This is a genomic window from Cellulomonas jepli (genome assembly GCF_047229345.1).
Classification (GTDB): domain Bacteria; phylum Actinomycetota; class Actinomycetes; order Actinomycetales; family Cellulomonadaceae; genus Cellulomonas_A.
In genome coordinates, this window is sequence record NZ_JBFTER010000110.1 from 1 (window position 1) to 16,972 (window position 16,972).

Annotated in this window: 15 protein-coding genes; 10 read left to right on the forward strand and 5 right to left on the reverse strand. The window is 75.7% G+C overall.

The genetic code is table 11. The annotated features are described in order from the left end of the window. The coding region (locus tag AB6N24_RS19475) for an outer membrane protein assembly factor BamB family protein (RefSeq protein ID WP_412871030.1) at positions 1-1,421 on the forward strand (1,421 nt) is incomplete at its 5' end. Positions 1,422-1,541: 120 nt separating this feature from the next. On the opposite strand, the gene AB6N24_RS19480 is transcribed toward AB6N24_RS19475, so the two are convergent. Next, on the reverse strand, positions 1,542-2,834 hold the full coding sequence (locus tag AB6N24_RS19480) for an alkaline phosphatase (protein ID WP_412871031.1): 1,293 nt from the start codon (positions 2,832-2,834) through the stop codon (positions 1,542-1,544). A gap of 406 nt (positions 2,835-3,240) precedes the next feature. Here AB6N24_RS19480 and AB6N24_RS19485 point away from each other — a divergent pair, with 406 nt between their 5' ends. Next, the gene (locus tag AB6N24_RS19485) at positions 3,241-6,000 is read left to right on the forward strand and encodes a beta-L-arabinofuranosidase domain-containing protein (RefSeq protein WP_412871032.1); all 2,760 of its coding nucleotides are present in this window, start codon (positions 3,241-3,243) and stop codon (positions 5,998-6,000) included. Between the two features lie 193 nt (positions 6,001-6,193). On the opposite strand, the gene AB6N24_RS19490 is transcribed toward AB6N24_RS19485, so the two are convergent. Further along, positions 6,194-7,156: an oxygenase MpaB family protein gene (locus AB6N24_RS19490; protein WP_412871033.1), complete on the reverse strand. Its 963-nt coding sequence runs from the start codon at positions 7,154-7,156 to the stop codon at positions 6,194-6,196. A gap of 454 nt (positions 7,157-7,610) precedes the next feature. Here AB6N24_RS19490 and AB6N24_RS19495 point away from each other — a divergent pair, with 454 nt between their 5' ends. From AB6N24_RS19495 to AB6N24_RS19510, 4 genes are read left to right on the forward strand one after another with little or no spacing between them, the layout of a single operon-like run. Beyond that, a complete protein-coding gene (locus tag AB6N24_RS19495; protein WP_412871034.1) occupies positions 7,611-8,363 on the forward strand; it encodes an SDR family oxidoreductase in 753 nt (250 codons plus the stop codon). A gap of 10 nt (positions 8,364-8,373) precedes the next feature. Continuing rightward, complete coding sequence (locus AB6N24_RS19500; RefSeq protein ID WP_412871035.1) at positions 8,374-8,997, forward strand: TetR/AcrR family transcriptional regulator; 624 nt, start codon at positions 8,374-8,376, stop codon at positions 8,995-8,997. Between the two features lie 5 nt (positions 8,998-9,002). Next, positions 9,003-9,983 (forward strand): NADPH:quinone oxidoreductase family protein, encoded by a 981-nt coding sequence (locus tag AB6N24_RS19505; protein ID WP_412871036.1) that lies wholly within the window; start codon positions 9,003-9,005, stop codon positions 9,981-9,983. Positions 9,984-10,019: 36 nt separating this feature from the next. Further along, the gene (locus AB6N24_RS19510; protein WP_412871037.1) at positions 10,020-10,751 is read left to right on the forward strand and encodes a glucose 1-dehydrogenase; all 732 of its coding nucleotides are present in this window, start codon (positions 10,020-10,022) and stop codon (positions 10,749-10,751) included. A 79-nt stretch (positions 10,752-10,830) separates the two neighbouring features. On the opposite strand, the gene surE is transcribed toward AB6N24_RS19510, so the two are convergent. The 3 genes from surE to AB6N24_RS19525 all read right to left on the reverse strand — a co-directional run bounded on the left by surE (position 10,831) and on the right by AB6N24_RS19525 (position 13,232). Continuing rightward, positions 10,831-11,616 (reverse strand): 5'/3'-nucleotidase SurE, encoded by a 786-nt coding sequence (surE, locus tag AB6N24_RS19515; protein ID WP_412871038.1) that lies wholly within the window; start codon positions 11,614-11,616, stop codon positions 10,831-10,833. A 19-nt stretch (positions 11,617-11,635) separates the two neighbouring features. Further along, complete coding sequence (locus AB6N24_RS19520) at positions 11,636-12,649, reverse strand: 1-phosphofructokinase family hexose kinase (RefSeq protein WP_412871039.1); 1,014 nt, start codon at positions 12,647-12,649, stop codon at positions 11,636-11,638. Positions 12,650-12,767: 118 nt separating this feature from the next. Further along, positions 12,768-13,232, reverse strand: a complete 465-nt coding sequence (locus AB6N24_RS19525; RefSeq protein WP_412871040.1) for a hypothetical protein — start codon at positions 13,230-13,232, stop codon at positions 12,768-12,770. Between the two features lie 322 nt (positions 13,233-13,554). On the opposite strand from AB6N24_RS19525, the gene AB6N24_RS19530 reads away from it, so the two are divergent. From AB6N24_RS19530 to AB6N24_RS19545, 4 genes are all read left to right on the forward strand, one after another. Then, positions 13,555-14,397, forward strand: coding sequence for an ABC transporter ATP-binding protein (locus tag AB6N24_RS19530; protein ID WP_412871041.1), 843 nt, complete (start codon positions 13,555-13,557; stop codon positions 14,395-14,397). Continuing rightward, a complete protein-coding gene (locus AB6N24_RS19535; protein ID WP_412871042.1) occupies positions 14,394-15,110 on the forward strand; it encodes an ABC transporter ATP-binding protein in 717 nt (238 codons plus the stop codon). The genes AB6N24_RS19530 and AB6N24_RS19535 overlap by 4 nt, the downstream gene beginning before the upstream one ends. Beyond that, on the forward strand, positions 15,110-15,988 hold the full coding sequence (locus AB6N24_RS19540; RefSeq protein ID WP_412871043.1) for a branched-chain amino acid ABC transporter permease: 879 nt from the start codon (positions 15,110-15,112) through the stop codon (positions 15,986-15,988). The genes AB6N24_RS19535 and AB6N24_RS19540 overlap by 1 nt, the downstream gene beginning before the upstream one ends. Further along, on the forward strand, positions 15,985-16,972 hold a 988-nt coding region (locus AB6N24_RS19545), incomplete at its 3' end, for an ABC transporter permease subunit (protein WP_412871044.1). The genes AB6N24_RS19540 and AB6N24_RS19545, both read left to right, overlap by 4 nt.

Consider the following 16,972-nt stretch of genomic DNA (forward strand, 5'->3'; position numbering starts at 1 on the left):
CCTCGTGGCTGCGTCCCCGGACGGTCGTCGCGGGCGCGCTGGTCGTGGCGGCCGGCCTCGCCGGCACGCAGGCGGTGCTCGACGCGCGCGAGCGGGCGGCCTACGCGCGCTTCGCCGACGTCCCGGGCGTGGTGGCGCCGCTCTCCCCGGACCTCGGGGTGCTGTGGCGCCCCGACGACGGGCAGCTCCGGGTGTTGTGGGGCGCGCAGCTGGACGCCGACGGTCGGGGCGTCGGCGTCCGGTTCGACGAGGCCGGCGTGCCGTCGGCGGTCGCGCTCGACCCGCGGACCGGCACGCAGGCGTGGTCGTCCCGGGTCGGCGAGGCGGACCCCGTCGTGGCCGGGTCGCCGTACGCCCCGCGGGTGCCGTGCCACGTGTCCGACGAGCCGCTGCTCGTGTGCCTCGTGGGCTCGGGGTACGTCGCCGCGCCGCCGCCGGAGGACGAGCCGGTCGAGGGGTACGACCCGACCCCGGTGCCGAGCCGCGTCGAGCTCGTGGTGCTCGACGCGTCCGACGGCGAGGTCGTGCGCCGCGCGCCCGAGGAGGTCGGCACCGGGCTCCACGTGCTCGGGGACCTCGTGGTGACGGCTCGCGTCCAGGCCGACGCGAGCATCGAGGTCCGCGCGCACGACGCCCGGTCGGGGGACGAGGCGTGGACGCACACCACCCCGCCCGGGACCGCCACGCCGTCCGACACGGAGGTGGGCGGCGACGGCGCGCCGTTCCTCACGCCGGTCGGCGAGGCGGTGCTCGTGCACGCCGGCGACGGCGGGGTCCGGATCGCCCCCGACGGGACGCCCGAGGCGACGTACCTCCCCGACGCGGACGGCGACGTGACCGGGGCGCTCACCACGGCCCGGGGCCACGTCCTGCGCCACGCGTACCGGGGCGACGCACCGGAGGTGCTCGCGGACGACGGGACCGGCACCGCGATGCCCGACGGGTTCCCGCTCCAGCTCTCGGTCGACGACGGTTCGGACCCGGACCTGCTGCTGCTCCCGAGCCGCTCGGGCAGCGGCGTCGACGCGTGGGACGCCCGCACGTCGCGCGTGCGCTGGTCACGGCCCGACGTGCGGGTCGACGACACGGTGCTGCTCGACGGGACGCTGTACGTCGCGAGCGGCGTCGGGGCCGTCGCGCTCGACCCGGCCGACGGCACGACGCGCTGGACTAGCGAGGCCCCGCCGGCCGCGTCGCTCCTCTCGGCGTCCTCGACGGCGACCCTCCTGACCGACGGCCGTGTGCTCGCGGTCGTCGGCCAGCGCGTGAGCGGGCCGCCCGTCATGCAGGCGTTCGCGCTCTCCGACGGTCGACTGGCGTGGACGGCCGAGCTGCCCGGGGACGTCCAGAACGTGCTCGTGGCCGGCCGCGCCGTGCTCGGCTGGGGATCGAGCGGCGCGACCCGGGCGGTACTGGGCTGACGCCACCGGCGTGACGTGGCCCGGCCCGGCCCGGCCAAGCCCGGCCAAGCCCGGCCCGCGCTGGACTGCGCGGGACCGAGCCGGACCGGGCAGGGCGAGGCCGGGCCGCTCAGCGCGGACCTACCACCGCCTCTGCATCAGGTCCGCGACCACGTCGTGCACGTCGGTCGCGTCCTGCGCGCGGGCGAGCCGCTCCGCGCCGGGGCCCTCCGCGGTGAGCGGCGTCGCGGCGCCGGTGTGACCGCCGGTCGTCCAGTCGACCGTGAACTGCAGGTCGCTCCCCGCGATGGTGAACGGGCCGTCCTCGAGGCTCTGCGTGACGTCGGCGCTCGGGTTCGCCGGGTCGCCCGACTCGTCGTCCGGGTCGACGTTCTCGATGGCGAGCCCGCCGGTCTCGTGGTCGCCGACGACGAGGACGAGCGTTCCGCGGTGGTGCGCCGCGAACTCCTGGGCGAGCGCGACGGTCTCGTCGAGCGACTGCCCGGCCTGGATGGTGCGCTCGGCGTTGTTCTGGTGGGCGAACTCGTCGATCGCCTCCTCCTCGACGACGAGGAAGAACCCGTGCCGGTCGCGGGAGAGCACGTCGAGCGCCTTGGCGGTCATGTCCACCAGCGGCACGAGCGGCTCGTACACGTCGCCCTCACCCTCGGGCCGCTGCTGGAACATCTCCTCGTTCGCGAACAGCCCGAGGATCCGGTCGGCGTCCGTGGCCGCGAGCTCCTCGGCCGAGCTCACGTAGGTGTAGCCGGTGTCCTGCGCCTGCTCGACGAGGTTGCCGATGGTGCTCTTGCTGATCTCGGCCGGGTCGTCCTCGGGCGGGTCGAACACGCCCTCGTCGCCCACAGGGTACCACCAGTCCTCGCCGCCGCCGAGGATGACGTCGGGCCGGGTCTCCTCGACGTACTGCCGCGCGATCTCGCTCTGGTCGCCGCGGTCGGGCACGTGCGCCCCGAACGCCGCCGGCGTCGCGTCGGTGACCTGCGACGTCGTGACGAGCCCGGTCGCCTTGCGCAGCGCCTTCGCGCGCTCGAGCAGGGTCGTCACGGGGTTGCCGTCGAGGTCGACCGAGACCGCCCCGTTGTAGGTCCGCACCCCGGCGGCGAACGCCGTCGCGCCCGCCGCGGAGTCGGTCACGGCGTCCTCGGGGTCCGCCGAGTCGGTGTACGTCCACCCCGCGTACCGGAGCGAGTCCATCGCGAGCTGCCCGTCCTGCCCGACGGTCGCGAGCCGCGTCGCGTCGCGCGCCGCGATGCTCAGGCCGTCGCCGACCAGCAGGATCACGTTCCGCGCACGCTGCTCGCCGTGGCCGGGGTAGCCGCGGTCCGTCGTGGCCCCCGGACTCCCCGACGCCAACCCGACCGCGAGCACCGCCGTCCCTGCGGCGCCCGCGAGCGCCCGTCCCCTCGTCCCCATCGTCTGCACCCTTCAGCCGCGTCGTCCACCTGGTGTGCGCGGCAGCCGGACCGCCGCGCGAGGGCTCCTGCGGAGCCGGTCGGTCGGCCGGGGGCCGCGGCAGGACCGTGCGGGGGCTGCTTCCCCGCGGCGCGCGGCGACGGCACGACGAGCGGTCGCGCGGGTGCGGCTCTGCACGCGCGCGGCCTGGGTTCGATCACAACCCCGGGGCGCGGTCGGGGTCAACCGGTGCGGGCGGCGCGGGCGGACGGTGCCCGTTCGGGAGGTGGCGGGTCGCGGGCCGACGCGGCTGTCTGCGGCTGAGATCGCCGTCAGCACCCGCGCGGAACGAAACGGTTCAGACCGCCGACGACCCGAACTGTGAGCGTTAACATCGGCCCTTCGCGCCGATTCGACGGAGAATCCGATGACACCTCAGCAGTCTGCGACCCCAGGACCCACCGAGGTCAGCCGCCGCACGGTCCTGGCTGGTGCCGCACTCGCGGGAGCGGTCACGGCGCTCGGTCCCGCGCTGTTCCCCTCCCCGGCGGCCGCCGTCGTCCCGCCCGCCCGGGGCGAGGTCGGTGTGGGCGCCTCGGAGTTCTCCCTCGATCAGGTGCGCCTCACGGCGAGCCGGTGGATGGACAACCAGAACCGCACGCTGGCGTACCTCCGGTTCGTCGACGTCGACCGGCTCCTGTACAACTTCCGCGCCAACCACGGGCTGTCCACCGCGGGCGCAGCCCCGCTCGGCGGGTGGGAGGCGCCGAGCTTCCCGTTCCGCTCCCACAGCCAGGGCCACTTCCTCTCGGCCTGGGCGCAGGCGTGGGCCTCGCTCGGCGACACCGTGTGCCGGGACAAGGCTGCGTCCATGGTGGCGGAGCTCGCCAGGTGCCAGGCCAACAACGGCGCCCGGGGGTTCGCCGCCGGCTACCTCTCGGGCTTCCCGGAGTCGGACTTCTCGGCCGCCGAGACAGGCACCGGCAACGGGAACGTGCCGTACTACGCGCTGCACAAGACGCTCGCCGGGCTCCTCGACGTCTGGCGCTACCTGGAGAGCACCCAGGCCCGGGACGTGCTGCTGCGGCTCGCCGCCTGGGTCGACGCCCGGACCGCGCGGCTCAGCACCGCCCAGATGCAGACGACCCTGCGGGTCGAGTTCGGCGGCATGAACGCGGTCCTGACGGACCTGCACCTCATGACGAACGACCCCCGCTGGCTGACGGTCGCCCGACGGTTCGACCACGCCGCCGTCTTCGACCCGCTCGCGGCGGGCACCGACCGCCTCGACGGCCTGCACGCCAACACCCAGGTGCCGAAGTGGATCGGTGCCGCCCGCGAGTACAAGGCGACGGGCACGACCCGGTACCGCGACATCGCGCGCAACGCGTGGGCGCTCACCGTGGGCGCCCACACGTACGCGATCGGCGGGAACAGCCAGGCCGAGCACTTCCGGGCGCCGAACGCGATCTCGACCTACCTGCGCAACGACACCTGCGAGCAGTGCAACACGTACAACATGCTCAAGCTGACCCGCGAGCTGTGGGTCATGGAGCCGGACAAGGCCTCGTACTTCGACTTCTACGAGCGGGCCCTGCTCAACCACCTGGTCGGCGCGCAGGACCCGGCCAGCGCCCACGGGCACATCACCTACTTCACGCCGCTGCAGCCGGGCGGCCGCAAGGGCGTCGGCCCTGCCTGGGGTGGCGGCACGTGGAGCACCGACTACGCCAGCTTCTGGTGCTGCCAGGGGACCGGCATCGAGACGAACACCAAGCTCGCCGACTCGGCGTACTTCCGGTCGGGGACCACGCTGACGGTCAACCTGTTCCTGCCGTCGGTCCTGACGTGGGTGGAGCGGGGGATCACCGTCACGCAGACGACGACGTACCCCGCGAGCGACAGCACGACGCTCACGGTCACCGGCTCCGTCTCCGGCTCGTGGACGATGCGCGTGCGCATTCCCTCGTGGGCGACAGGCGCGACGGTCGCGGTGAACGGCACCGTCCAGGCGATCCCGACGACGCCCGGCACCTACGCGAGCCTCACCCGGTCGTGGGCGTCGGGTGACCGGGTGACGGTCCGGCTGCCGATGGCGGTCCGCGTCGAGCCGACGAACGACAACCCCGGTGTGGCCGCGATCCTCTACGGCCCGGTCGTCCTCGCGGGGAACTACGGCAGCACGTCGCTGTCGAGCCCGCCTGCGCTGGTGACGTCGTCGATCACGCGCACCAGCACGACCGCGCTCACGTTCGCGGCCCAGGCGAACGGTTCCACCGTCAGCCTGGTGCCCTTCTACGACGCGCACGGCTTCAACTACACCGTGTACTGGTCCGTCAACGGCTCCGCCGCCGCCACCGACGGTGCGTTCCGCCTGGCCAACGCGGCGAGCGGGCTCGTCCTCGGCATCCGGGACGCCTCGACGGCCGACGGCGCCACGGCGCTCGTCTGGGACGACAGCGGCACGGCCGACCACGACTGGGTCCCGGTCGTCTCGGGCGCCGCCCTCAAGCTGCGCTGCGTGAACGGCGGGAAGGTCCTCGGCGTCAGGGACATGTCGACGGCCGACGGCGCCCCCGTCGTCCAGTGGGGAGACACGGGCACGGCCGACCACCTGTGGACCGTGCTCGACGACGGCGACGGCACCCACCGGGTCCGCAACAACCACACCGGCAAGCTGCTCGGCACAGCGGGTGGGTCGACGGCGCGCGGCGCGGCGGTCGTGATGGACCCCGACAACGGCTCGGCCGACAACCGCTGGCGCTTCCTCCCGTCCGGGGTCCGTCGGATCCGCAACGTGCACACCGGTCTGGTGCTGGGCGTGCGGGACATGTCGACGGCGGACGGCGCCGCCGTGGTCCAGTGGGGCGACAACGGCACCGCGGACCACCTGTGGACGGCCGTCGCGGGGAGCAACGGCTACTTCCGGCTGCGCAACCAGCACACCGGCAGGGTCCTCGCCGTGGAGGCCGGCGGTACCGTCAACGGCACCCGCGCGGTGCAGGTGACCGACACCGGCGCGAGTGCCCAGCAGTGGCGGCTGCGGTACACCGCGGGCGACACCTTCCGCATCCAGGCGGCCGGCGGGCGCGTCCTCGGCGTCGCCGACATGTCGACGAGCCCAGGGGCCCAGGCCCTCGTCTGGGACGACAACGGCACCAACGACCACCTCTGGCGCTTCGTCTGAGGCGCTGTGCGGGCGGGGCCCCGCTCACGGACCAGGCGGCGCAGCCGTGGTACCGGCAAGGACCTCGTCGGGCAGGGCACCACGGAGACCTCGTGCGTGCGCCTGACGGCCGCGCTGCCGACAGGACGTGCGCGCGGGCGAGGGCGCCGACAGGACGTGCGCCCTGGCGACGGCGACGGCGGGGAGACGCGCGCTAGGTGCGGACGTCACCCGGCTGCCCGTCGTCGGTCGGGACGGGCTGGGCGGGGACGCCGACGGGCTGCAGCCGGTCGGTCGCGACGAGGTAGTGCGGCCAGTACCGCGGGCGCGCGGGGAGCAGCGGCAGCGCGCGTCGGGTCGCGAGCTGGGCGGCGCGGAACGCGAGGCGCTCGCGCTGCCGCCACGGCAGCCCGTACGCGTCGCGGACCGCCGCAGGCAGCACGCCGGCCGCGAGCAGCGAGGGCAGCGGGCGCGCGGGGACGGCGACGAGCGGCGGGTCGGGGGACAGGATCTGCGCGGCGAGCCGGGCGGCGGTCGGCCCGACGGCGAGCACGTGCTCGACCTGCTCGTCGACGTACCGCTCGAGCGCGGCGTAGTCGTCGGGCAGCGCGGCGTCGGGCACGCCGAAGTGGTGCGCGACGCGGCGCATGTCCCGGTAGTACGCGTCGCGCTCCGCGCCGGGCACCGGCCGGGCGAACCCGTCGGTCACGACGACGGACGTCCACACGAGGGTCGCGAACACCCACAGCGCCAGGTCGCGGTCCGCGGCGCGGTACGGCGTGCCCGCGGGCAGCGACCCGGTCGCGACGGGCAGGGTTCCCTGGACGACGCGGTGCCGGCGGGCGACGTGCCGCGCGGCGTCGCGCACCTGCGTGCTGTCGCCGAACGTCACCGTGAGGACCGCGTCGAGCGTGCCGCGCAGCCGGGTCAGCGGGTCCCCGGCGAAGTCGCTGTGCGCCGCGACCCCGGCCGCGACGAGCGGGTGCGCCACCTGGAGCAGCAGCGCGGCCGGACCGGAGGCGAGCAGGACGCGCTCGCGCCCGATGCGCCACGCCGCCGAGCCGGGACCGAACAGGCCGGGGTCGCCGGGCCGTCCGCGCTCGGGCGCTGCGGGGAAGAACGTGCTCAGCGGTGGCAGGGGCCGCGCCCGCCGCGTCTGCGCTCGTCCGTCGTGCATCCCGTGCGACCCCCCGTCCTCAGCCGCGCCGCCGACCCGGCTGAGGCTCGGCCGTCACCCTACGTCGCGGTCCGCGGTGGCCGGCGGGGGTGCGGTGCGTGGGGGGAGGGGGTCGTGTGAACGCGCACCTCGGTGTGCGCGCTGCGTCGCGGCTGCCCGGCGAACGCGGCGTGGCACCAGTCCTGCTGCGCCTCGACCCACGGCTCGGGGTCACGCGCGACGACCTGGACGCTCTCGACGGCTGGCTCCACGGGATCCGGCACGGCTGAGCACGTGCCCCTCACCGGCGCCGCGTTCCGGACCGGGCGTCGCGCCGCGTGGCCGGAGTCGTGCGCGGCGCGCCGGTCGGACCGGTCGAGGGGCGGTCCGCGGCATCGGCTGCTCGTCGTGTACTCTCGCCTCGGACATACCGTCTGGTCGGTCTGTCGGATCGAGGGTGAGCGAAGGGGCTCGGATGCAGCGGTTCGAGGGCAGGGTCGCCCTGGTCACCGGCGCCAGCCGGGGGATCGGGCTCGCGATCGCCGAGCGGCTCGTCGCCGAGGGCGCGTCGGTCGTGCTGACCGGCCGCACGCAGGAGTCGCTCGACGAGGCGGTCGCCGCGCTCGGGGCCGACCGGGCGCTCGGCGTCGCGGGCAGGGCCGACGACCCGGGGCACCGCGCCGCCACGATCGCCGCGGCCGTCGAGCGGTTCGGCCGGCTCGACCACCTCGTCAACAACGCGGGCATCAACCCCGTCTACGGCCCGGCGCTGGAGATCGAGCCGGCCGCGATCCACAAGATCCTCGCGGTCAACGTCGTCGCGGCCCTCGAGTGGACGCGCGACGCCGTCGCCGCCGGGCTGGGGTCGGCCGGGGGAGCGTCGGTGCTCAGCACCGCGTCAGTCGCCGGGCTCTCGTCGAGCCCCGGGATCGCGTTCTACGGGGTCTCGAAGGCCGCCCTCATGAACCTCACCGCGCAGCTCGCCGTCGAGCTCGCGCCCCGGGTGCGGGTCAACGCCGTCGCCCCGGCCGTCGTCCGCACCAAGCTCGGCGCCGCGCTGTACGAGGGCCGCGAGGCGGAGGTCGCCGCGCGCTACCCGCTGGGCCGGATCGGCGATCCCGTCGACGTCGCCGGGCCCGCCGCGTTCCTGCTGTCCGACGACGCCGCCTGGGTGACGGGGCAGACGCTCGTGGTCGACGGGGGCGCCTCCGTGGCGCCGATGGGGTGAGGATGTCGGCATGAAGCAGACGAGCGTCGTGGACGACGTGACCCGGGCGGCGGTCGAGCTCTTCGCGTCCCAGGGCTACGCCAACACCTCCGTGCAGCAGGTCGTCGAGGCCGCGGGCGTCACCAAGGGCGCGCTGTACCACTACTTCCAGTCGAAGGACGACCTGCTCTTCGGCATCTACGAGCGGCTCCTGTCCCTGCAGACCGAGCGCCTCACGACCATCGTCGCGCGCGGGGAGCCGACGGCCGAGACCCTGCGGGCGGTGTGCGTCGACGTCATCGAGACGTCCGTCGACTTCCTGCTCGAGGGCACCGTGTTCTTCCGCAGCGCGCACATGCTGTCCGCGCCGCGGCAGCAGGAGGTCACGCGGCGACGCCGGGCGTACCACGACACGTTCGCCGGCATCGTCGAGCGCGGTCAGGCCGAGGGGCTCTACCGCACCGACATCCCCGTCGCGGTGCTCGTCGCGCACTTCTTCTCCGACGTGCACTACCTGTCGCACTGGTACAAGCCCGAGGGTCCGGAGGACAAGACCGTGCTCGCTCACCAGCTCACCGACCTGTTCCTGGTGTCGATCGCGGCGTCGTCCGCGTCGGCGCTCCCGCTCGCGTCCACCGCCTCGGCCGAGGGCTGACGGGCGTGCGCGCCTGGCACGTCACGGCCCACGGCGAGCCGGCCGACGTCCTGCGGCTCGTCGACGTGCCCGACCCGGAGCCGGGCGACGGGCAGGTGCTCGTGCGGGTGCGTGCCGTCGCGGTCAACTTCCCCGACGTGCTGCTCGCCCGCGGGGAGTACCAGGTGCGCCCGCCGCTGCCGTTCGTGCCGGGCATCGAGCTGTGCGGCGAGGTGCTCGCCGTCGGCGCGGGGGTGACCCACGTGGCCGTCGGGCAGCGCGTGACCGGCTCGCGCATCGGGGTGCTCGCGGAGCTCGCGGTGCTCGACGCGTCCGAGGTCTTCCCGGCGCCGGACGCGCTCGATGACGCCCAGGCCGCCGCGTTCACCATCGCCTACCAGACCGGCTGGTTCGGGCTGCACCGGCGGGCCGGGCTGCGGTCCGGCGAGACGCTGCTCGTGCACGCCGCCGCGGGCGGGGTCGGCACCGCCGCGGTCCAGCTCGGGGCAGCCGCCGGGGCGCGCGTGATCGGCGTCGTCGGCAGCGCGGCCAAGGCGGACGCGGCGCGCGCCGCCGGAGCGGACGTCGTGGTCGACCGGTCCACGCAGGACGTCGCCGAGGTGGTCCGCGCCGAGACCGGGGGCGCCGGGGCCGACGTGGTCTACGACCCGGTCGGCGGCGACGCGTTCGCGGCGTCGACGCGGTGCGTCGCCTTCGAGGGGCGGATCGTCGTCGTCGGCTTCGCGGGCGGGACCATCCAGGACGTCCGCGCGGGCCACCTGCTCGTGAAGAACTACACCGTGCACGGCCTGCACTGGGGGCTCTACGCGCGCGTGCGGCCCGACCTCGTCGCGGCCGCGCACGAGGAGCTGACGGCGCTCGCGGCGAGCGGTGCCGTGACGCCGCAGGTCAGCGACGTGGTGCCGTTCGAGTCGGCCGACGAGGCGGTGTCGCGGCTCGCCGGCGGGGGCACCACGGGGCGGCTCGTGGTCCGCGTCGCGAGCTGACCCACCCGCCCGACCACCGACCGCGAGGAGACGACGATGACCGAGCTCGACGGACGGGTGGCGCTCGTCTCCGGCGGGGCGCGCGGCCTCGGCGCCGCGTACGTGCGCGCGCTGCACGAGCGCGGGGCGAGCGTCGTGGTCGGCGACCTGCTCGACGACGAGGGCGCGGCGCTCGCGCACGAGCTCGGGGAGCGCGCGCGGTTCGTGCACCTCGACGTGACGTCCGAGGAGGACTGGGCCGCGGCGGTCGAGGTCGCGGTCGGCCTCGGCGGCGTCGACGTGCTGGTCAACAACGCCGGCATCGCGAACGCCGGGCGGATCGAGCGGTACGGGCGCGAGAAGTGGGACGCGGTCATCGCGGTCAACCTCACGGGCACCTACCTCGGCGTGCGCGCGGTCGTGCCGGTCATGAAGGCGGCCGGGAGGGGCTCGATCGTCAACATCTCCTCGGTCGAGGGGATGCGCGGCGACGCGGGCCTGCACGGGTACGTCGCGTCGAAGTTCGGCGTGCGCGGGCTGACGAAGTCGCTCGCGGTCGAGCTCGGCGCGGACGGCATCCGGGTCAACTCGGTGCACCCGGGCTTCGTGCTGACCCCGATGACCGAGCGGCTCGACGTCACGCTCCAGCGGATCCCGCTCGGGCGCCCGGCGGTGCCCGACGACGTGGTCGGTGCCGTGCTGTTCCTGGCCGGCGACGCGTCCGCCTACGTCACGGGCACCGAGCTCGTGGTCGACGGCGGGATGATCGCGGGCGTCCCGCACGCCTGAGCCGAGCCGGCGCGCCTCGCTGCTCCCGCGCCGCCCGCGTGAGGAGCGCGGACGACGACCCGGTTGCCGGGGCCGGGCGTCAGGCGCCGGCCGTGAACCCGGTCGGCGCCCCGTCGGGGTGCTCCGGCAGCTCGGCGTCGGAGTCGTAGCAGGGCGCCCGCAGCAGCGTCAGGGTCGCCCAGCCCTGCGCGAGCAGGCCCGCGTCGGAGTCCTGGTCCTGGGTCGGGTCGGTCGCGGTGTACCGGATGGTGTGCTGCCCGGCGTCGTCGGTCTCGAGCGCGGACTGGACGGCGCCGAAGCGGGCGAGCGGGGCCTTGCGGATCCCGAGGAGCCGCTCGGCGGGCACGTCCGGCACGTTCACGTTGAGCACGCCGTGCCCGGCCGGCTGGTCGAGGACCCACGGCAGGACGTGGCTCGCGACGGCGCCGGCGGTCGCCCAGTGCTCCGGCCGGCCCGCGGCGAGCGAGACGGCCACCGCGCGGATGTCGTGGGTCAGCGCCGAGAACGCCGCGCCGACGGTGCCCGAGTGCAGCACCGCGTGCCCGGTGTTCGAGCCGCGGTTGACGCCGGACAGGACGAGGTCGGGGCGCGGCCCGAACCCGTCGAACGACGCGAGGAACGCGATGAGCCCGGGCGCACCGGCGACGGCGAGGGACCGCACGCCCGGCGGCAGACCAGGGGCGGCCTTCTCCTCGACGACGAGCTGCCCGTCGACCTCCGCACCGAGGAGCGACGCGCTGGCCCCGGAGAACTCCCGCGCCGGTGCGGCGACCGTGACGTCGAACCCGGCGTCCAGCGCCACCCGGGCGAGGACCGCGAGGCCGGGGGAGTCGATGCCGTCGTCGTTCGTGATCAGGGCTCGCACGGGGCCTCCTCCGTCGTCGTCATGTCTCGTCCGACCCGGTGGCCGGCTCGACGGTCACCTCGTGGGCGAACCGTTCGATCTGCTCGCGCTGCCCCGTGCCGAGCCCGTGCCGGGCGACGTTGAGCGCACCCGCCGCGGCGCCGAGCCGCGCCGCCTCCCGCAGGTCCGCGCCGCGCGCGAGGGCGACCGCGAGCGACGCCGTCATCGAGTCGCCGCCGCCGTGGTGGTCGACGGTGCTGACCTGCGGCGTGCGCAGCAGCAGGGCGTCGGCCTCGGTGACCAGGAGCGTCGGCTCGGCGGCGCGGGAGATCACGACGGCGCCGACGCCCTCGCGGAGCAGGCCGCGGGCGCCCGCGACGAGGTCCTCGACGGACCCGCCGTCCGCGAAGCCGCCGTCCTGCATCTCGGTGTGGCTCATCTTGAGGACGTCGACGCCGGGCTCGAGGATCGCGCGCGTCGCGTCGCCCGAGAGGTCGGCGACGACGGTCCGTCCCGACGCGCGCAGGTCGCCCGCGAGCCGGCCGAACAGGTCGGCGGGGATCACGTCGGCGGGCTCCGCGCCGGCCAGGACCACCACGTCGGCGTCGAGCGCGGCGACCACGACCGAGCCGTAGAGGTCGTCGAGCTCGTGCCGGCCGAGCGGTGCGGGGGAGATGCGGATGATCTCGGACCGTTCGCCCTCGCGCCGGTCGTGCACGTACGAGCCGGTGCTGCCGCCGAACGCCGTGGGTCGCACGTCGAGGCCCTCCTGCGCGGACAGGTGCGCCGCGAGGTCGCCCGTCTCGCCGCCGAACGGCCCGCAGACCGTGACGGCGGCGCCGAGCGACCGCGCCATCCGCGCGACCCACACACCCTGACCCCCGGCGTGCACGTGCAGCTCGGGGGTGCTGTCGTCGGCGGCGTGCTCGATCGTCACCGTGAGGAGCGGCGTCGCGGCGAGCACGCAGACCCGCGGCACGCGGTCCGGCGGCGTCTCCTCCGTGTGCTCGTCGTCTGCGCTCGCCTGCGCCCCGGGATCAGCCGGATCTCGCATCTCGTCCCCCGTCGCGGTCGCCGAGGTGTCCGGACGGCGCTGCTCGCGTCCGTCTCGACCATGCAGCAGCGGCGGCGCGCCCGCATCCCGACCGCGTCGCCTCCGGGCCGGACGGCCGCTACCGCTCCACGGCGAGCGTCTGCGGGGCGACGACCTTCAGCTCCGTGGTGAGCCACGCCACCTGGCGGCCCGTCTCCCGTGCGGAGTGCCGGGCGACGACGAGCAGCTCGGCGTCACGCAGTCCGAGCGCGCCCTGGACGAGCACGGTCCACGTGGTCTGCACGAGCGTCGCGAGCAGGTGCAGGTCCTGCAGGTCGCGCAGCAGGCCGATCCCGCCCGTGCGCACCTGGACGACGCCGTCCGCGTGGAGGCGCTCGGGCTCGTCGGCGTCGCTGTCCCCGCCGTACCGCTGGGCGATCGGGGCCATCGCCTCCACGTGGGCGTCGCTCAGGCGTGCGAGCGCCTCGCACGTGACGCGCACGTCGGGGTGGCCGGCGTGCCCGTGGCCGACGGTGCGCAGCGCGTCGGCGAGGGTCCGCTCGCTCTCGTGCGCGAGGGCGACGTACGTGGCGAGGTGCGGCATCAGGGCTCCTCCGCTCGGTCCGGCATGACGTGACCTCGCGCTCGTGCGGGTGGTGGCCGTCGCTGCCGGGCGGTCCAGAGGGTGACCTGCTCGCCAACCTCCCACCGGGCCGGGGTCACCGCAAGCCCCGACGGGGATGCGTGTCCACCGCCGCGGCATCTCCCGGGCCGCACCTGCGCCGGACGGCCTGCGCGCCGGGGACGGCTCGGGAACGGGCCGCCCGGACGGGGAAGGGTCACGGTTCGGGAACGGTCCATCTCGGACATACCGTCTAGTCGGTTTCCGTTGTACAGTCGGGCCACGCCGACACGACGGAGTGCCGATGCCCGGACTGGAGACGCCCGCCCACGCGGGTGTGATGCGACTGCAGGTGCGCGGCCTCACCGTGCGCTTCGGCGGGCTCGCCGCCCTCACCGACGTCGACCTCGACGTCGCGGACGGGCAGGTCGTCGGGCTCATCGGACCCAACGGCGCGGGCAAGACGACGGTGTTCAACGCGGTGTGCGGCCTCGTCCGGCCGGCGAGCGGGACGATCACGGTCGCCGGACGCCCCGCGCCGCGCAGCCCGTCGGGCCTCGCGCCGGCCGGCGTCGCCCGGACGCTGCAGGGTCTCGGGCTGTTCCCGGGCCTCAGCGTGCTGGAGAACGTCGAGGTCGGGGCGCTCGCGTCGCGAGGCGCCGCTGCGGCGGGGACGCACGGCGGCGCCCCGGCCGACGCGCCGGGCGCCGCACCCGGTGACCCGCCCCGGAGCGCGGCCCGCAGCACCTCCGGCAGCGCCGCCGAGCGGGCCCTCCGCGCGCTCGCCGACCTCGACCTCACGGACCGTGCCGCGCTCCCCGTCGGCGCCCTGCCCTACCCCGAGCAGAAGCGGGTCGCGCTCGCCCGCGCGCTCGTCGCCGAGCCCCGCCTGCTGCTGCTCGACGAGCCCGCGGGCGGCCTCGGTGCCGCCGACATCGCCGAGCTCGACGCGACCGTCCGCCGGGTCGCGGCGCGCGGGTGCGCGGTGCTGCTCGTCGAGCACCACGTGGACTTCGTGATGGGGCTGTGCGACCGGGTCGTCGTGCTCGACTTCGGGCGGGTCATCGCGGACGGGCTCCCCGACGACGTCCGGCGCGACCCCGCCGTCACGGCGGCGTACCTCGGGATCGAGGTGACGGCCCGGTGACCGCGGCGCTGGCCCTGCGCGGGCTCGTCGTCGGGCACGGCGGGGCGCCCGTGCTGCACGGCGTCTCGTTCGACGTCGACGAGGGCGCCGTCGTCGCGCTCGTCGGGGGCAACGGCGCGGGCAAGACGACGCTCCTGCGGACCGTGTCCGGGCTGCTCACGCCGACCGCGGGGACGGTGCACCTGCACGGCCGCGACCTCGCGCGCGTCGGCGTCGAGGACCGGGTGCGTGCCGGGCTCGCGCAGGTGCCCGAGGGGCGCGGCGTCATCACCGAGCTCACCGTCGAGGAGAACCTGCGCCTCGGCGGGCTGTGGCGGCGCGACCCCGCGGACCTGCGCGCCGCGCTCGCCGAGATGGAGGAGCTGTTCGAGCCGCTCGCCCGGCGCCGCACGAGCCTCGGTCACCAGCTCTCGGGCGGTGAGCGCCAGATGCTCGCGATCGCCCGCGCGCTCGTCGCCCGCCCCCGCGTGCTGCTGCTCGACGAGCCGTCGCTCGGGCTCGCGCCGCTCGTCGTCGCGCAGATCATGCGGGTGCTGCGGGAGCTGTGCGACCGCACGGGCCTCACCGTCCTGCTCGCCGAGCAGAACGTCGCGGGAGCGCTGTCCGTCGCCGACCGCGGCGTCGTCCTCGGGCTCGGCGAGGTCGTCGCCGACCGCCCCGCGGCCGAGCTCGCGGGCGACGAGACCCTCCGACACGCCTACCTGGGGTTCTGATGGACCGGCTCGTGTTCCTGCTCGGCACCGGGGTCGCCCGCGGCACGGTGCTCGCGCTGTTCGCGCTCTCGCTCGTGCTGATCTGGCGCGCGACGCGCATCGTCAACTTCGCCGCGGGCGCGATGGCGGTGGTCGGCGTCTACGTCGGGGTCGCGGTGATCGGCGCGACGGGGAGCTGGTGGTGGGGGCTCGGCGCGACGGTCGTCGCCGGCGGCCTGCTCGGGTTCGTCGTCGAGCGCGGGGTGCTGCGGTTCGCCTCGCCGCGCTCGCCGCTCTCGGGCGTGATCCTCGCGATCGGGCTCGTCGTGGTGCTGCAGTCGCTGCTCGGCATCGTGTTCGGGCAGGAGCACGAGCCCGTCCCGCCGCCGTTCAGCGACCGGCCCGTGCAGGTCGGCGGGGTGCCGCTGCTCTCGCCGTACGACCTGTTCGTGGTCGTCGTCGCGCTCGGACTGCTCGGGGCGCTGCGGCTGCTGTTCGTGCGGACGTCGCTCGGGCTGCAGCTGCGTGCGGCGGCGTTCGAGCCGGAGGTGTCCCGGCTGCTCGGGGTGCGGGTCGCGCGCATGCGGACCGTCGGGTGGGTGCTCGCCGCGGCCGCCGCGTCGTTGGCCGCGCTGCTCGCGGTGCCGAACGAGCTCGGCCTCAACCCGCACGCGGCGGACATGCTGTTCGTCTCGGCGTTCACCGTCGCGGTGGTCGGCGGGCTCGACTCGCCGGGCGGCGCGCTGCTCGGCGGGCTCACGGTCGGGGTCGTGACGAGCGTCGTGACCGGGTACCTCGGCTCGACGCTCGCGCCCGTCGCGGTGCTCGCGCTGCTCGTGCTCGTCCTGCTGGTGCGACCGTCGGGGCTGTTCGCCCAGGCAGAGGCGAGGCGGGCATGAGCGCGCGACGGACCCTGCTGCTCGCCGCGGGCGGGCTCGTGCTCGCGGTCGGGGTGACGTTCCTGCTCGACCCGTTCCGCAACTACCAGCTGGCCCTCGTCGCCGCGTACCTGTGCGCGACGGCCGGGCTGACAGTCCTCGTCGGGCTCAGCGGGCAGCTCTCGCTCGGCCACGCCGCGCTCATGGCGGCCGGCGGCTACGGGTACGCGCTCACGGTGAACGCGCTGACCGGGGCCGGGGTCGAGGGCGCCGTCCGCTTCCTCGGGGGCGTCGCCGGGGCCGTCCTGCTGTCCGGCGTCGTCGGGCTCCTGCTCGGGCTCGCGGGGGCGCGGCTGCACGGCCCGTACCTCGCCGGGCTCACGCTCACGCTCGTCGTCGCCGTGCCCGCGGTCGCCGCGAGCGTGCCCGCGCTGCAGGGCGACCGCGGGGTCCGCACCGCGTTCGACGGCGTGCCCGCCCCGCTCCGGAGCCTCATCGCGCTCGAGCAGTGGCAGGCGTGGGTCGCGCTCGCTGTCGCGGCGGTCGCCGTCACCGGGCTCGTGCTGCTGCGCGACGGGCGCGCGGGGCTGCGGATGCGCGCGGTGCGGGACGACGAGGTCGCCGCGGCGCTCGCCGGGATCGTGCCGGCGCGGGTCAAGGTCCTCGCCTTCGTGGCCAGCGCGGTGACCGCGGGGCTCGGCGGCGCGGTGCTCGTGTTCGTCACGCAGTCGGTCTCGCCCGGGGCGTTCCCGCTCGCGCTGTCGCTGCTGCTGCTCGTCGCGGTCGTCGTCGGCGGGCTCGGCAGCCTGCTCGGTGCCGCGCTCGGTGCGGTGCTCGTCGTGCTGCTGCCGTGGCTCGTCGGGGCCGCGACCGACGCGCTGCCGCTGCCGGCCGCCGTCGTGCAGCGCCTCGACGGGACCCTCGCGTCGCTCGTGTTCGGGGTGCTGCTCATCGCGCTCGTCGCGTGGGCGCCGGGCGGGCTCGCCGGCGCGCTCACCGCCGCCC

Excerpts from the sequence above, each read along its gene's own strand:
- AB6N24_RS19480 (WP_412871031.1), bottom strand. The coding sequence starts at position 2,834 with ATGGGGACGAGGGGACGGGCGCTCGCGGGCGCCGCAGGGACGGCGGTG.
- AB6N24_RS19485 (WP_412871032.1), top strand. The coding sequence starts at position 3,241 with ATGACACCTCAGCAGTCTGCGACCCCAGGACCCACCGAGGTCAGCCGC.
- AB6N24_RS19490 (WP_412871033.1), bottom strand. The coding sequence starts at position 7,156 with ATGCACGACGGACGAGCGCAGACGCGGCGGGCGCGGCCCCTGCCACCG.
- AB6N24_RS19495 (WP_412871034.1), top strand. The coding sequence starts at position 7,611 with ATGCAGCGGTTCGAGGGCAGGGTCGCCCTGGTCACCGGCGCCAGCCGG.
- AB6N24_RS19500 (WP_412871035.1), top strand. The coding sequence starts at position 8,374 with ATGAAGCAGACGAGCGTCGTGGACGACGTGACCCGGGCGGCGGTCGAG.
- AB6N24_RS19510 (WP_412871037.1), top strand. The coding sequence starts at position 10,020 with ATGACCGAGCTCGACGGACGGGTGGCGCTCGTCTCCGGCGGGGCGCGC.
- AB6N24_RS19520 (WP_412871039.1), bottom strand. The coding sequence starts at position 12,649 with ATGCGAGATCCGGCTGATCCCGGGGCGCAGGCGAGCGCAGACGACGAG.
- AB6N24_RS19525 (WP_412871040.1), bottom strand. The coding sequence starts at position 13,232 with ATGCCGCACCTCGCCACGTACGTCGCCCTCGCGCACGAGAGCGAGCGG.
- AB6N24_RS19530 (WP_412871041.1), top strand. The coding sequence starts at position 13,555 with ATGCCCGGACTGGAGACGCCCGCCCACGCGGGTGTGATGCGACTGCAG.
- AB6N24_RS19540 (WP_412871043.1), top strand. The coding sequence starts at position 15,110 with ATGGACCGGCTCGTGTTCCTGCTCGGCACCGGGGTCGCCCGCGGCACG.